Source organism: Paenibacillus sp. D51F, assembly GCF_053345695.1.
Genome location: NZ_JBKFAO010000002.1, coordinates 308,869 through 323,544, shown reverse-complemented (window position 1 = coordinate 323,544; position 14,676 = coordinate 308,869). Strand labels below are relative to the sequence as shown.

At 56.6% G+C, this 14,676-nt stretch carries 16 protein-coding genes, 1 other RNA gene and 2 pseudogenes; 11 read left to right on the top strand and 8 right to left on the bottom strand.

The genetic code is table 11. From position 1 onward, the window contains the following. Positions 1-135: a YjcZ family sporulation protein gene (locus ACLBWT_RS05195; protein ID WP_447661990.1), complete on the bottom strand. Its 135-nt coding sequence runs from the start codon at positions 133-135 to the stop codon at positions 1-3. Between the two features lie 167 nt (positions 136-302). Here ACLBWT_RS05195 and ACLBWT_RS05190 point away from each other — a divergent pair, with 167 nt between their 5' ends. The 3 genes and pseudogenes from ACLBWT_RS05190 to ACLBWT_RS05180 all read left to right on the top strand — a co-directional run. Continuing rightward, entirely contained in the window at positions 303-1,076 is a 774-nt protein-coding gene (locus ACLBWT_RS05190; protein WP_447661989.1) for a YesL family protein, read from the top strand. A gap of 57 nt (positions 1,077-1,133) precedes the next feature. Then, positions 1,134-1,318, top strand: a non-coding RNA gene (gene ssrS, locus ACLBWT_RS05185) — 6S RNA. Positions 1,319-1,407: 89 nt separating this feature from the next. Further along, a pseudogene (locus ACLBWT_RS05180) lies at positions 1,408-1,698 on the top strand (DUF1499 domain-containing protein); the annotation flags it as partial. 29 nt (positions 1,699-1,727) lie between these two features. On the opposite strand, the pseudogene ACLBWT_RS05175 reads toward ACLBWT_RS05180, so the two are convergent. Both ACLBWT_RS05175 and tpx read right to left on the bottom strand, forming a co-directional pair. Then, positions 1,728-1,766, bottom strand: a pseudogene (locus tag ACLBWT_RS05175) (hypothetical protein). 95 nt (positions 1,767-1,861) lie between these two features. Continuing rightward, a complete protein-coding gene (tpx, locus tag ACLBWT_RS05170) occupies positions 1,862-2,374 on the bottom strand; it encodes a thiol peroxidase (protein WP_048744925.1) in 513 nt (170 codons plus the stop codon). A gap of 100 nt (positions 2,375-2,474) precedes the next feature. Between tpx and ACLBWT_RS05165 the strand changes: the two genes are divergently transcribed. Continuing rightward, a complete protein-coding gene (locus ACLBWT_RS05165) occupies positions 2,475-3,104 on the top strand; it encodes a rhomboid family intramembrane serine protease (protein ID WP_447661988.1) in 630 nt (209 codons plus the stop codon). 99 nt (positions 3,105-3,203) lie between these two features. On the opposite strand, the gene ACLBWT_RS05160 is transcribed toward ACLBWT_RS05165, so the two are convergent. After that, the gene (locus ACLBWT_RS05160; protein ID WP_447661987.1) at positions 3,204-3,887 is read right to left on the bottom strand and encodes a zinc metallopeptidase; all 684 of its coding nucleotides are present in this window, start codon (positions 3,885-3,887) and stop codon (positions 3,204-3,206) included. Between the two features lie 33 nt (positions 3,888-3,920). Continuing rightward, on the bottom strand, positions 3,921-4,358 hold the full coding sequence (locus ACLBWT_RS05155; protein ID WP_447661986.1) for a helix-turn-helix domain-containing protein: 438 nt from the start codon (positions 4,356-4,358) through the stop codon (positions 3,921-3,923). 403 nt (positions 4,359-4,761) lie between these two features. Here ACLBWT_RS05155 and ACLBWT_RS05150 point away from each other — a divergent pair, with 403 nt between their 5' ends. Genes ACLBWT_RS05150 through ACLBWT_RS05140 form a run of 3 tightly spaced genes read left to right on the top strand, consistent with a single transcriptional unit; the run spans position 4,762 to position 7,992 of the window. Beyond that, positions 4,762-6,117, top strand: a complete 1,356-nt coding sequence (locus ACLBWT_RS05150; protein WP_447661985.1) for an ammonium transporter — start codon at positions 4,762-4,764, stop codon at positions 6,115-6,117. A 48-nt stretch (positions 6,118-6,165) separates the two neighbouring features. After that, positions 6,166-7,236, top strand: a complete 1,071-nt coding sequence (locus ACLBWT_RS05145) for a DUF294 nucleotidyltransferase-like domain-containing protein (RefSeq protein ID WP_447661984.1) — start codon at positions 6,166-6,168, stop codon at positions 7,234-7,236. A 21-nt stretch (positions 7,237-7,257) separates the two neighbouring features. Then, the gene (locus ACLBWT_RS05140) at positions 7,258-7,992 is read left to right on the top strand and encodes an exonuclease domain-containing protein (protein WP_447661983.1); all 735 of its coding nucleotides are present in this window, start codon (positions 7,258-7,260) and stop codon (positions 7,990-7,992) included. Here the strand turns inward: ACLBWT_RS05140 and ACLBWT_RS05135 are convergent. Then, entirely contained in the window at positions 7,966-8,430 is a 465-nt protein-coding gene (locus ACLBWT_RS05135; protein WP_447661982.1) for a Mov34/MPN/PAD-1 family protein, read from the bottom strand. The genes ACLBWT_RS05140 and ACLBWT_RS05135 overlap by 27 nt on opposite strands. 117 nt (positions 8,431-8,547) lie before the next feature. Between ACLBWT_RS05135 and ACLBWT_RS05130 the strand changes: the two genes are divergently transcribed. Further along, positions 8,548-9,102 carry a TlpA family protein disulfide reductase gene (locus ACLBWT_RS05130; RefSeq protein WP_447661981.1) on the top strand — a complete coding sequence of 185 codons (555 nt, stop codon included), beginning with the start codon at positions 8,548-8,550 and terminating at the stop codon, positions 9,100-9,102. Positions 9,103-9,319: 217 nt separating this feature from the next. Here ACLBWT_RS05130 and cimA read toward each other — a convergent pair whose 3' ends face one another. After that, a complete protein-coding gene (cimA, locus tag ACLBWT_RS05125; RefSeq protein WP_447661980.1) occupies positions 9,320-10,936 on the bottom strand; it encodes a citramalate synthase in 1,617 nt (538 codons plus the stop codon). Positions 10,937-11,249: 313 nt separating this feature from the next. On the opposite strand from cimA, the gene ACLBWT_RS05120 reads away from it, so the two are divergent. The 3 genes from ACLBWT_RS05120 (at position 11,250) to ACLBWT_RS05110 (ending at position 14,445) form a co-directional block, all read left to right on the top strand. Then, on the top strand, positions 11,250-12,530 hold the full coding sequence (locus ACLBWT_RS05120; protein ID WP_447661979.1) for a DNA polymerase IV: 1,281 nt from the start codon (positions 11,250-11,252) through the stop codon (positions 12,528-12,530). Positions 12,531-12,619: 89 nt separating this feature from the next. Further along, a complete protein-coding gene (locus tag ACLBWT_RS05115; protein ID WP_447661977.1) occupies positions 12,620-12,856 on the top strand; it encodes a ferredoxin in 237 nt (78 codons plus the stop codon). Between the two features lie 125 nt (positions 12,857-12,981). Then, positions 12,982-14,445 (top strand): L,D-transpeptidase, encoded by a 1,464-nt coding sequence (locus ACLBWT_RS05110; RefSeq protein WP_447661976.1) that lies wholly within the window; start codon positions 12,982-12,984, stop codon positions 14,443-14,445. Positions 14,446-14,457: 12 nt separating this feature from the next. Here ACLBWT_RS05110 and ACLBWT_RS05105 read toward each other — a convergent pair whose 3' ends face one another. Further along, entirely contained in the window at positions 14,458-14,595 is a 138-nt protein-coding gene (locus tag ACLBWT_RS05105; RefSeq protein WP_447661974.1) for a hypothetical protein, read from the bottom strand. Positions 14,596-14,676 lie beyond the last annotated feature (81 nt).

Below are 14,676 nucleotides of genomic sequence, written 5' to 3'. Positions count from 1 at the left end.
TTAGTACCAGAATGCGCGAGCGATGATGACAAGCAGAATGAACAGGACCAGAATCGCGCCAATGCCGTAACCGCCGAAGCCGTAACCGCCGCAACCGCCGTAACCGCCTGCGACTCCTCCGTAAGCTGCGCCCATGTGAAGTACCTCCTGTAAAGTTTGATAGGGTGAAGATGATACACATTATTCCGGTACGGCTGCCGTGGGAAGGACGTTAGCCCTCCAGTCAAAAAGTTGGGCTTATGGGCTCGGCTGAGTTATAATGGAAAAGCAGATGTTCAAGCATGCTTCTAGGGGGTCCGCTTATGGAAATGAGAGGAATTATGGGAGGGTTCTACCGCATCTCGGAATGGATCATGAGACTTGCGGTGACGAATATTCTCTGGATCGTATGTTCGCTGCCTTTCGCGTTTTTTGTATTCACGGCATTCTTATCGACCGGCTTGGAAGAAAACGCGATGAGCATGTTTTACTGGTGGTTGGTCATGGGACTGGCCGCAGCACCTTTCACGCTTTTCCCGGCTACATCCGCCATGTTCGGAGTCGCCCGCAAATGGGTGATGGGGGATCTTGACGTCCCGCTCTTCAGGACCTACTTCCGCCATTACAAAGAAAATTATCTTCAAAGCATGATCGGCGGAATCGTGTATGCGCTTTTATTCGGCATCATGATCGTGGACTTCAAGTATTTCCAAGGCAATTCGAGCCTTCAGCTGGTGTCCTATGTATTTCTGGGGCTGATCCTGCTGCTCGGGATCTCGCTCTTCAACTTCTTCTCCATGGTCGTCCACTACCATATGAAAACGTTCCAGCTGCTCAAGAACGCGGTGCTCATCACGATCGGAAGGCCGCTCCGCTCGTTCTCGACGGCAATTGTAAGCGGATTTATCATCTATATCAGCTTTTCGACGAAGCTGACATGGCTGATTCCATTCTTCATGGGCAGCATCATCGCTTATTTCGCATTCTGGAACTTTTACCTGACGTACCAGAAAATCCAGGCTCAGACGGAAGCGAGGAACAAAGAAGCCGAAGAAGATGCCTTGGAAGCAGAGCTGAGCGAGGATACCAAGAAATAACGGTCTTTTTAAGCCTCGGCGATTTTACTTTTGTTTCGACAAAGCTTATAATAGCTATACATCCTGCGGTGCTCGTTATGGCTTAACGTGTTTTGAACCAATGGCTGTTTCACGGGAGTTCAACATCGGCGGGCGGCTGACATGCCTTCATTTTATGGAGGACCTCAAAACCCTGCCTGAGGACACCCACCTGCGAGAGCGGGTTCAGAAACAAGCAAGCCAGACGGCACTGCGGGACTATAATTTTAGAGTTCTTCCATGACTCTGACTGCTGTCAGGGCCTTTTTTTTGCAGGGGTATACATATAGATGCCGGAGGGGGAGACCATCACTTGCTGAAACGTACGTTTATCGGACTGCTCCGCAGCTTCGAACAAACAGGCGACAAGGCCAAGGATCCGCAGCTTAAATCCCATTATTACAAGCTATCGAAGGACAAAGCCTGGGAAGAAGTATTGTCCACGCTCAAGAAGATGCAAGGCTACAAAGTTCTTCATGACGTGCAATCGGTCGGGGAGATCGTGCTTGAAAAGAGAACGGTTACAGGCAGGACAATGGATATCACGGTGTCGGTCATCGGGGTCGGACCGGTAACATCGGCGGTGGATATTTATTCAGCTTCCCGCGGATCGCTTGGGGATCTGGGAGCCAATTATCGCATTATCCTGGACATTTACCGTACGCTCGACAAGAAGCTGTCTGCCTTCAAGACGACTCAGGCTTGAACATAAAAAAAGCGAGCGAAGGAGTTCCTCCTTGCTCGCTTTTCTCTATCGTGGAAGCGGCCTATTGCAAGGCGCGAACCGCTTCAACCGCTGCTTCATAGTTCGGATGCTCGGTCATTTCGCCAAGAACCTCAACGTATTGGATCGTGTTGTCGGCGTCCAGCACGAAGATCGAGCGCATGTCGAGAGCGAATTCCTTGATCAAGACGCCGTAAGCTTGACCGAACTCGTTGCCTTTGTAGTCGGACAGCAGGGTGACTTGATCGATGCCTGCCGCTCCGCACCAGCGGGCTTGGGCGAAGGGGAGATCGGCGCTGACGGTCAGCACGGCCACGTTGCTGCCGAGCTTGGCTGCTTCTTCGTTGAAGCGGCGGGTCTGGGCGTCGCATACGCCCGTATCGATAGAAGGAACGACGCTGATAAGCTTGATCTTGCCGGCATAATCAGCCAGGGATACGTTCTCGACGAGAGATTTGTTCAGGGAAAAGTCCGGCGCTTTATCGCCCTTTTTGAGCTCAGGACCAACGAGGGTGATCGGATTTCCTTTGAAAGCCGCTTGACGTTCTTGTGCCATGGGGAATTCCTCCTTCAACAATTCTTGGGATAGGAAATGCTAGACCATTATAATCGTTCGCTAACCGTGTTGTCCAATCGGCTAAGGAGGAGACGCCCTAATGATATTCCTGCGCTACGAAAGCTTCCGGGTCTACTTGAAGTCCTATCCGGTCACATCGTTGCTGATCGCGCTCAATATCCTCATGTACATCGCCCAGATGGCAAGCGGAGGGATGAACACCGGAACGCTGACCAGCCGTTTTTTATTCTATCAAAGCGCGCTGGACCCTTACGGTCTTGAAGAGCCTTGGCGCTACGTGACGTCGATGTTCGTTCACGGGGGATTGCAGCATCTGTTGTTCAACATGTTCGCCTTGCTCGTGTTCGCCCCTCCGCTGGAGAGGCTGCTCGGTTCCGCCAGGTACCTGGTCCTGTATCTGCTCAGCGGCGTTGCAGGCAACCTGATCGGCGCGGTCATCGTAACGGGCACTCAGTTGTCGCTGGGTGCTTCCGGGGCGATCTACGGCGTGTATGGGGCTTATCTGTTCATTGCCCTGCTGCGCAAGGGCATGATGGACAAAAGCTCCGAGCAGACGGTATACATCATTCTGCTGTTCGGGGTCGTCTATTCTGTCATCAATGTCGGCGTTGATCTGTGGGCGCATGTAGGCGGGGCAATCGGCGGCTTCCTCCTGTACGGACTGATGGACAAGAGGGAAAGATACCGCAAGGACCGCTATCGGCGGTAGCGGGGGGAGCATTCGATTCGATACGGAAGCTCATGAATGGGCATATGAAAAAAAGGCGTCCCATAAAATCTGGGAACGCCTTTTCTCATGTCCATGTTGCTACTCGCGGTTCGAGGAGGTGAAGATCATGATGTACTTCACGAGCTCCAGCAAGGAAATCAGCGCTGCAGCCACATACGTGAGGGCGGCGGCGTTGAGGACCTTGGCGACGCCGCGCTCTTCTTCGTTGCTGATGAATCCTTCGGATACCATCAGCTCGCGAGCGCGGTTGCTGGCATTGAACTCGACGGGCAGCGTGATCAGCTGGAACGCGACCGCTACCGAGAAGAATACGATGCCGGCGCCGATAAGGCCCGTGGCGGAGAACAGGAAGCCTGCGATCAACAGGAACGGCGCAATGCCGGAAGCGAAGTTCACGACCGGGAAGATCCGGTGGCGCAGAACCAGCATCGGGTAGCTAACCTTATGCTGGATGGCATGACCGACTTCGTGGCAGGCGACGGAGATGGCCGATATGGAGCTTTCGTAGTAAACCGGCTCCGACAGTCTGACGACGCGATGAATCGGGTCGTAGTGGTCGCTGAGGCGTCCTGGGACCGGTTCGATCGGCACATCGTGGAGGCCGTTGGCATCCAGCATGCGCCTGGCAGCCTCGTAGCCTGTCATGCCGCTCATGGCAGGAACTTCAGCCCAGCGGTTGAACGTGCCCTTGACCCGGAACTGAGCCCAGATCGAGAGGCCGAAGGCGATCAGAATCAAGAAGTCCATCGGATGAAAAAACATAGTATCCCTCCATGCTGCATGGTTTGCGTTGGCTTACATGAAATTGCCTTTGTTCAGAATCAGCATCAGCGCCTCGATGCAGGCGGCCGTCTGCGGAATCAGCCGGTTGAAAGCCTGATTGGCCTGCTTGGGCTTGAGATTCTGGATGACGGGCTCAAGCTCTTTCACTTCACGCTCAAGCTGGCTTAGATGAAGCTGCAGATCACTCAGCTTCTGCGTGACTTGAGACACGGACGAGACTTTGTTCCAGCTGTCCAGCGCCTGCTTGATTTCATCCAACGTATATTTGTCTTTCTTCATTTGTTCTATACGCTTCAGCCGTTCAAAGGTTTCAATGCTGTAGAGCCGGTAATTTCCCTCGGAACGCGTCTCGGGGCTGATCAGGCCCAGCTTCGTATAATAATCGATTGTTCGCGCGCTGACGTTGGCCTGGCGGGACAATTCTCCGATTTTTAGCAGGTTCTCGTTCATTCTCCTCCACCATCCTTATAAACCCTAACGCTCTCTATTAAAAACTATGATAATCGCTAACGAACGATGCCGTCAAACAAACGGACTCCAAACAGCCCATATTTTAATGGAAGCGATTGCAGGAAACCTGACATGACCGTCCGGCAATCCAATCGCGGGCCCTGGAGACGACGCGAGAGGACTCGGACATGCCTCTTGAAATACGAAGGAACCAAGACGGATGGCTTGGTGAGGAGGCCAAACCGGTTAAAAAACATAACATTCGTTACGATTAGATAGGGGAATGTCGGATATCCTTTGCGTTTTTATTCAATTGTATATTGTCAAACCAGGTACTTCTGACTATAATGACATTAAGTCTTTCAAAACGTGTCAGATAAATTAACATTGGGGAGTGGTCGTTGTGGTCAAAAAAAGCTTGATATCTCTCGTTGCCCTGCTTGTGCTGTTCCCGGCAATGGCATTCGCGGAAGATCCTTCCGCCGGAACGCTCAACATGGGACTTAACGCCCTCTGGGTCATGCTGGCCGCCATTCTAGTCCTGCTCATGCAAGGCGGATTCATCCTTCTGGAAACCGGATCGACCCGCATGAAGAATGCCGGGCATGTCGCCGGCAAGACGATCTTTACCGTAGGCCTTTGTTCCCTGATCTACTGGGCCGTAGGGTACGGCATCGCATTCGGCGGCGAAGGCAACTCGTTCATAGGATGGGGAGACTTCTTCTTGAACCCGGCCAAGGCCTCGGTTGACAACGGCCTTCCGACAACAATCTTCTTCTTGTTCCAGCTTGCATTCGCGGCTGTATCGCTGTCCATCGCATGGGGCGGCTTCGCGGAACGCGCCAAGCTCTCCGTATACTTGATCTTCACGGTACTGTTCACAGCCCTCATCTATCCCGTTATCTCCCACTGGATCTGGGGCGGCGGCTTCCTTGCCAAGGACGGAGCGCAGGACTTCGCCGGCTCGACCGTCGTCCATTTGACGGGCGCATTGGCCGCATTCGCAGGCACCGTGCTGCTGAAGCCTCGTATCGGCAAATTCAACAAAGACGGCTCGGCCAACGAAATTCTCGGCCATAACCAAGTGTTCACGGCTTTGTCCGTATTGATCCTCTGGGTCGGCTGGTTCGGCTTCAACGCCGGCAGCACGGTTGCTATCGGCGACGGATTCTTCGGATACGTTGCATTCAACACCCAGCTCGGAGCGGCTGGCGGCGCTGTCGCAGCCCTGCTCATCTCCTGGGCGGTAATGGGCAAGGCCGACATCGGGACGACGCTGAACGGAGCTCTCGCAGGCCTCGTCGCCATTACAGCATCCTGTGCCTTCGTCGATCCTTGGGCGGCTGTCGTGATCGGCCTCGTAGCCGGCGTGCTCGTCTTCTTCAGCGCCCGTTTCTTCGAGAAAATCAAAGTCGACGATCCGATCTTCGCGATGTCCGTTCACGGCGCAGCCGGCATCTGGGGCACGCTCGCCAACGGCATTTTCGCCACGCAGGAACTGGCAGACAAAGTCGCGGTAGGCCGCGGAGGCCTCATCGACACCGGTTCCTGGCATCAGCTGTGGGTTCAGCTTGAATCGGTCGTCATCTGCGGCGCTTACGTTCTCGTCGTCAGCTTCGTGCTCCTCGGCATCATGAAGTTCGTCATGGGACTTCGGGTTACGGAAGAGCAGGAGATCGCCGGACTTGACCTCAGCGAGCACGGCAACTATGGCTATCCGGAGCAGCTGAAGAAAGCAAGCCAGAATATCCAAGCTTGATCCCGATCGGCTTCATGATATGCTGATAGCAAGAGGGGAGAGAGCCGAATGACGGATTTGGGATGGCAGCAGCTGCTGCAAAGTATAAGCAATGCGGACAATGCCGCAGGCTTGCGCCGAATCCGCGAATCTGTCCATGATATCATGATCAGCCGGCTGCCTCAGCAACAAACGGAACCATTCTACGGCGAGCTCAATGATGTGCATGATGCCATGGTCAGGCGCTGCATCTGGCTCGCGCAAAAGGAACTGGCACGGCTCGGGAAAGGCAATCCCCCCGTGCCTTTTGCGTATCTATTGTTCGGCAGCGGGGGCAGGATGGAACAGACCCTGTTCAGCGATCAGGATAGCGGGATGATCTACGCGGATCCGCAAAACGAGGCGGATGCCGTTCATTGCAGGGAGTATTTCGAGCTTCTGGGAAAAGAGACGGTCCAATTGCTATTGGAGGCAGGATACCCTCTGTGCGAGGGCAATGTGCTGAGCAGCAATCCGGACTGGTGCAGCTCCTCCTCGGTATGGAAGGCGCGGCTGGGGGAATGGTTCAGGGAGCCGGCGTGGGAAGCGGTCCGGTACCTGCTGATCGTCGCGGACAGCCGCTGCGTGCACGGCAGCGCCGAGCTCCATGCCGACATGATGAACCACTTCTACGGCGATATCCTCGATTCGACGCTGATCGTGAGAAGGATGCTGGAGAATACGATGAAGCACAAGGTGCTGCTCAACGTATTCGGCCAGCTGCTCAAGGAGCAGTACGGAGCGGATGCGGGCAGTCTGGATATCAAGTACGGGGCTTACATTCCGATGGTGAACGCCGTAAGGATGCTGGCCATTGAAGCCAATCTTCGCGAGACTTCCACCCTCGGGCGGATTCGGCTTCTGGAGCAGGGAGGTGTCATCACCGCCGAAGACGCCAGGGAGTGGATGCAGACCTTCCGCTTGTTCCTGAGGCTTCGCATGATGACGACGGAAAAGCTCGAGGGAGGACAGTTCTCCACGAACGGGAAGCTGTCTGCCCGGAAGCTGAGCAAAGAAATGGCTGAGGAACTGAAAAGCGGCCTCAAGCTCGGGAAAAAGCTGCAGCGGCGTGTGTACAGGCACACGATGGGCAGGCTTTGACAAGAGCGGAGGGAGGTTGGAATGAAGGAAACCAAAGGCGTGAACCGGATGTGGCAGCTGTACAAGATGGGCGGCGTTACGCCGGCGATCGCCTCCATGCTCGGAGCGCAGAATGCGCAGCAGATGGCTTTCATGCGTTCGATGAACAAGGATCTGCGCAAGCAGGCAATGCTCGATACTCCGTTCGACGAGATGGAGACCATCGTTTTCGATCTGGAGACGACTGGCTTCTACCCTTATAACGGAGACGAAATCATCAGCTTCGGGGCGTTGCTGCTCAAGGGCGGGGCTGTGCAGGAGGATAAGTTCTTCTATAGCCTGGTCAATCCGAAAAGAAAGGTTCCTCTCCACATTACCGAGCTGACCGGCATCACGAGCGGAATGGTCGAGGAAGCTCCGGATCTCCTCGATGTCCTGCACAGCTTCATGGAATTCTGCGGCAGACGCCTGCTCATCGCCCATGGCAGCGGACATGACAAGCAGTTCCTCAATGCGGCTCTCTGGCGGACCTCGAAGGTGAACCTGTCGCATCGGGTGCTCGATACGATGATGGTCGCCAAGTGGCTGAACCCCGGCAGGGAAGCCTACGGGCTCGACGAGCTGCTGGAAGAGGAAGGCATCGCGGTCACCCAGCGGCATCACGCGCTCGAGGATTGCAGGATGCAGGCACAGCTATGGCTCAAATACTTGGACAGAATCCGCTCCCGCAATATCAAGACGCTCGGGGATCTATACGCGTACCTCAGCCAGCACTAGCTTGCGAAGTCCTGCATGGGACGGCCTGAACGCTGCGATGTCCGGCCGGTCTGCATCCATCAGCGAAACGATCCACATGACGAGCCCTCCGGCGATGCCGGAGGGCTCGTCCGCGTCGGAATAAGTCCAGATGGGGCTGGACCTGTCCAGATCGGACGGGAATGCGGGAGTGCTGGGATGGGAATGATAGAAGCCGGCAGCATCCAATCCTTCCCGGCGCATGCGATAGAAGAGCGCGACCCATTGCTCCGGTCCGAAGGCATAGCGGCTCCCGGAGTCGGCATGGCCGTTCGGAACGGGAAGGACGGCCGTTACGATCCGCAGGGGATCGTCCAAGCGGCAAGCGGCGATGCCGCAGCATTCTTCGAGGGGAGAAGCCATGCAGTTCCGAAGCATGGCTTCTAGGGCATCCGGCGTTATCCGCGCGATGGGGGACATGATGATCACCTCTCGGGTTCGTGTGTCGCTGACTTCATGCGCCAAGTTGAGCGCCAGGTCCATTCATGATAACATGACGGTACTAATGTCTAACAGAGAATGAAGGTAGGTCGCGCTATGAAACGGACAGGCATCATCGTCGTATTGGCTTGCGCCGCGGTTTTGCTCGGAGGCTGGATGTGGCAGAGCGGTTCTCTCGCCTCGCTGACGACCTCGGGCAATCCGGCTTCCAAGCCGAAGGCCGGTTATGAGGCTCCCGCATTCACTCTGCCGGGTTTGGACGAGCGCCCTTATTCTGTTGGCGGACCGCGGGAGAAGCCGGTTTTGATTAATTTCTGGGCTTCCTGGTGCGGCCCTTGCGACATCGAAGCGCCGGATCTTCAAGCCTTGTATGAAAAATACGGCGACAGAATCGATTTCTACGGCATCAATGCGACCAGCTACGACCGTGAACGCGATGCGCGCAAGTTCGTAGACGAGAAGAAGCTGACCTTCCCGATTCCGATGGACCGCGAAGGAGAGGTCGCCAAGCTGTACAAAGTGAACAATTTTCCGACTTCGCTGCTGATCGGTCCGGACGGCAAAGTGCTGGAGCGGATACCGGGAGTCATCCCTCGCGAGGAATGGGAGAAGAAGCTGTCCGACCTGGTTGCAGGCGGAGGAGGCTCCTGACGCTCTTCCGGCTGTTCTCGTGAACGCGCCGGCATGCCTGTCCAGCGGGCAAAAGAGCGTTTGGCGAGAAGACATGAGGCCAATGGAAATGCACAGCAAAAGCCCGGCCAGGATATGGCCGGGCTTTTGCTGTCTGCTGCAAGAGCTCGTAAGAGGCTGGGCTGCTTGCAGTCCGGCCGGGCTTCGCCCGCAAGGGCGGCTTGCCTTCAGGCAACGCTCAGTGGTTGATGACGCCTTGGCGGGGCGAATGGTCTTCGCCGACGGCGGGCTCGACCTTGGTCATGCCGAGAAGAGCGTATCGCAGGCTGTCCAGCAAGGCTTCCCAGCTTGCTTCAATGACGTTGCCGGATACGCCGACCGTATTCCAGCTGCTCGTGAAGTCGCTGGATTCGATCAAGACGCGGACCTTGGCTGCGGTCGTATCCTTCTCGTCGAGCACGCGGACCTTGTAGTCGGCGAGATGGATGTCGTTGATGCGCGGGAAGAACGGCAGCAGAGCCTTGCGGAGCGCATTGTCGAGCGCGTTGACTGGACCGTTGCCTTCGGCGGCGGTGTAGACGGACTCGTTGCCGACCCGCAGCTTCACGATGGCTTCGGTGACCATTCCGTGGGCTGTTTTTTCCAGCAGGATCTTGAAGGAATCCACCGTGAAAATCTCGTCCAGGCCGCCGAACGCATCGCGAAGCAGCAGCTCCATGCTCGCCTCGGCACCTTCGAACTGATAGCCCTGATGCTCCAGATCCTTGATCCGGTCGATGATGGATTTCGTTTTCTCGTTGTTCGCGCTGACATCCAAGCCCATTTCCTGGGCTTTGGAGATGACGTTGCTTTGGCCAGCGAGCTCCGAGACGAGAATGCGCTGCTTGTTGCCGACGAGCTCGGGAGAGATGTGCTCGTACGTCTTGGAGTCCTTCAGGATCGCAGAGACGTGGATGCCACCCTTGTGGGCGAATGCGGCATTGCCGACATAAGGCTGTCCGACAGGCATGCTGACGTTGGCGATTTCGCTGATATAACGCGCCGCAGGAGTAAGCAGCTTCAAATTCGCTTCTTCAATGCAGGAGTAGCCGAGCTTGAGCTGCAGGTTCGGGATGATGCTGCATAGATTGGCGTTGCCGCAGCGCTCGCCATATCCATTGATGGTGCCTTGAACCTGGAGCGCCCCTGCTTGCACGGCAGCCAGCGTGTTGGCCACGGCCAGCTCGCAGTCGTTATGGGTGTGGATGCCGAGCGGAGCTCTCAGCTCCGAGGCGATGCGGGAGACGATGCCGCCGACTTCACCTGGAAGCGTGCCGCCGTTGGTGTCGCACATGACGAGCCAGTCTGCTCCTGCTTCATGGGCCGTCCTCAGGACGGCAAGAGCGTACTCCGGATTGTTCTTGTAGCCGTCGAAGAAATGCTCCGCGTCGAAGATGGCTTCAAGCCCTCTCTGCTTCAGGAATGCGATGGAGTCCTGGATCATGGAGAGATTCTCCTCCAGCGTCGTTCCAAGAGCGGTGTGGACGTGGAAATCCCAGGATTTACCGACGAGAGTCGCGGCCTGAACGCCTGAATCAGCGATCCGGAGCAAGCCGGCATCCTGATCGGCGACAGCGTTTTTGCGGCGCGTGCTTCCGAACGCCGTGATTTTGGCGCGAAGTCCGAGCTTTTGCACCCGCTGGAAAAATTCAATGTCCTTGCTGTTGCTTCCAGGATTGCCGCCTTCGATATAATGAACCCCCAGCTGGTCCAGCTTGCGGGCGATTTTGAGCTTGTCGTCGGCGGACAGGCTGATGCCTTCCCCCTGGGTCCCGTCGCGCAGGGTGGTGTCAAAGATGGAGATGGCTTGGTTCATACCGGAAGTGCCTCCTTTAATGTCTTAACCCAGCAATGTGTGAAAGCGTTCGACTCTATAATGCTCTATTATATCACCTTGCCATGTCAGGATAGAAGTGAAGATGCATAAATTTTCGCTCATTTCGCTGGCGGAAGATGAAAAGGACCGAATTGGGCCTCGCTAAGAGGTTTTTGCCGCTCCGACAGGATCATATGGGCAGGATGAAGGTCCAGGGGGATTAAGGGTTGAAGTCTGCCGCAATGCCTCCGGTTTGTTGACCGTGATGGCAGGCAGGGGTATGCTGGTTAAACGAAGGGGAGGAGGAGGAAGGATGGGCGAGACGGAGACGGGCGGCGCGAGAAAAGGCCGGATCATTCTGCATTTGGACATGAACGCTTTTTACTGCTCGGTCCATGAAGCCGAAGAGCCTGAGCGATACGCGGGCAAGCCTACGGCCGTGGCCGGCAGCGTCGAGCTTCGCAAGGGAGTCATCGTCACCTGCTCCTACCCCGCGCGCGCTAAAGGCGTACGCACCGGTATGACGGTCAGGGAAGGCCTCAAGCGATGTCCGGAGCTCGTGCTCATCCAGCCGGATTTCAACCTCTACAGACGCTACTCGCGCGGATTCATGGAGATCGCTGCCGCTTATACGCCTCTGATGGAGACCGTATCCATCGACGAATGCTATCTGGACATCACGGGCTCAGGCATGTTCGGCAGTCCCGTGGAAATCGCGCAAGCCATCCAGGAAAGAGTGCGGCTGGAATGGTCGATACCCTGCTCGGTCGGCATCGGCCCGAACAAGCTTCTCGCCAAAATGGCATCCGATATGAAGAAGCCTTCCGGATTGACGATTTTGCGCATACGCGATGTTCCGAGGCTTCTCTGGCACAAGCCCTGCGATACGCTGTTCGGCGTCGGCCGCAAAACCGCCGACAAGCTGCGGAAGCTGAACATCGCGACGATCGGCGACCTTGCTGCAGCCGACGAATCGCTGCTGACTTCCCAGTTCGGCGTATACGGCGCCCATATGAAAGAAGCGGCCAACGGGATCGACCGCTCGCCGGTGCGGGAGACGAGGGAAGCGAGCAAGTCGGTCGGCCATACGACGACGCTCCCGGAAAATGCGACGCGGCGGGAAGACGTGCACCGGGTGCTGCTCAACCTGGCCGATCAGACCGCCCGCAGGATGAGGCGGAAGGGATTCCTCGCGGGAGGCGTGCAGATCACCGTCCGCTTCCCGGATATGACGACCCTCACCCGCTCCCGCGCGCTCGATAAGCCGATCGAGGATGCGGGCGTCATCCACCGCGAAGCCTGCAAGCTGTTCGATGAGCATTGGAAGGAAGTCGTGCCGGTCCGCCTGCTCGGCATCACCCTTCACAGCCTGCATCCCAAGGAAACGGCCGCGGTGCAGCTGGATTTGTTCGATTACGAAAGCGAGCCGCGCCGGGAGGCATTGACCAAGGCCATGGACGCCATGCGGGACAAATATGGAGAGGGTGCTGTGCTGACGGCCGGCATGCTCGGCGACGATCCTTCGACGCTCATCCGCAACCGCCGGATTAGGGGAACATCCTTGCAAATTGATGATGATTTTGTTATAAATTGATGTGTAAAGTCAGACTTATGACAGGGAATCATACACTTGCCTGGTCAAGGGAATGCTGATGATGCATGACACATAGAGGAGGGAATACCATGTCTAAATATACTTGGGTTGACAAAGATACTTGCATCGCATGCGGAGCTTGCGGCGCAACAGCCCCGGATATCTACGATTATGATGATGAGGGATTGGCCGAGACGATCTACGACAAGGACGGCAACACCGGCACGAAGGCGATTCCTGAGAGTCTGTACGAAGATCTGCAGGACGCTGCGGATGGCTGTCCGACGGATTCCATTCAAATCGCGGACGAACCGTTCAATATGTAATTCTTTCCATGAACTTATCATGCCTGCTCCCGCCTGCCGGGAGCAGGTTTTTTTGTTCGGACGCCGAACAATATGTTCTTCGGCAGCCGATATAGGATGGAAAGGAACGGGAAGGGGGCGGCGGATTGGATAGCGGAGAAAGCGTAGAACCTGATCAGGGAGGCGGTACCGGGATCGAGGAGCTGAAGGCATACGTCAAGTCGCATCCAGGCAACAGGCTTGCCTGGTTCTTTCTCGGCAAAGCCTACGCGAGGCAGGGAATGGACGCCAAGGCCAACTATTGCTACCTCGAATCCGGCAGCGTGTACGAAGCGTTCGAAAACGAAGCCCATCCGCTGACGCTCGGATCGGGACCGCTGCATGCCATGCTCGAAACCTGGGATCGGGACAGGAGGCGCAAAAAGGGAGCGGCAAGGATTCTGCTCGCAGTCCTCGCCGCGTTCATGCTCACTTCCGTGGCGGCCGCTCCAGGCGTGCCAGGCGTGCCGACGCAGCTGTCCCAGACCGTCAGCCTGCCTGAAGGAAGTAAGGCTGGGGAAGTCCCGCCAGCCGCATCAGCGGCATCCAAGGCCGGCATGAAGCGAACCATTGTCTGGGTGGACAGCGATAAGACGGGGAATGCAGCCGCAGCAGCAATCGGGGCTCTGGAAAGCGATGACGCTCTTCCATCCGCAGCCGCATTTACGCTGGCACGATCCGGAGGCTACTATTGGTGGCGGGCGGGCGCCAAGGGAGTGCTGGAAGCTTCCCGCTCCGACGGAAAAGGATCTTATGCCGTGCAAACGGCCGATAATAAGGACTGCGCATGCGAAAGCGGCTTGTCGGAGGCAGCGGACCGCCGGATCCGTGATGAGACTATTATTCAGGAGCAGGCTTGGTCGACGATCAGCGGCATCAGGCAATTCAAGCGGCTCAACGGGAAATGGCCGGATTCCGCCGAACAGCTTGCAGGAGATTACCCGCATAATATCCTTCCCGGGCTGCCTGACGAGGCGGAGGAGCATTTCCCGGAGTGGCTGCTCCAGGCTCGTCAAGGCGATGCGGGCGCTTCAGCAAGCGGAGGCGCTGGCGGAGCGGCGCAGCCAGCTGCGGGAAAGGCTGCCGGAAAGGAAGGCGTTCTGCAGGAGGCGATGACGGCGACGCTGAAGATCGTCGTCGACCCGCATTCCAGACAGCTTGCGCTCATGAGCGGCGCCGTCGTCGTCCGTGCTTACCCGGTAGGCGTCGGTGGCGGCAAGACTCCGCGCGGAAGCTTCGCCATATCCGAGAAAGTGCGCAACCCGAACGGAAGCTCCAAAGGTCCGTTCGGAAGCAGGGGCATGACGCTTTCGGATACTCGGTATGCCATTCATGGTACGGACGAGCCGGATTCGATCGGAACCGATCGCTCGCTCGGCTGCATCCGCATGGCGAAGGCTGATCTGGAGGAGCTGTACGATCTTGTGCCGCTCGGAACGGAAGTGGCGATCGGCGACGGAAAGCTGGCCTTCCTGCAGCGGCAAGGGGAAGCTGAAAGCGAGAAAGGCCGCTACAAGGTGCGGCCGGGTTCCCGGGAAGAAAATCCGGACAAGGTATACGACTGGCTGTAGGGCTTGGGCTGATCAGCTGAAGATCAGAAGCAGGATCATGACGATGGCGAATACGGCGAAGATGGAGGCGGCCACAATGATGGCCTTGCGGTTCGGCTGCTGACTCGCCGGAGCCTTTCTCGTCGGAGGCTTGCGTTTGGCTGTGCTCATGCTTATCGACCTCTCCTGAAGAATGATGGCAGTGCTTGTACGGTCATTGTAATCGCTTGCATAAGAATTGGGCAAGCCTTT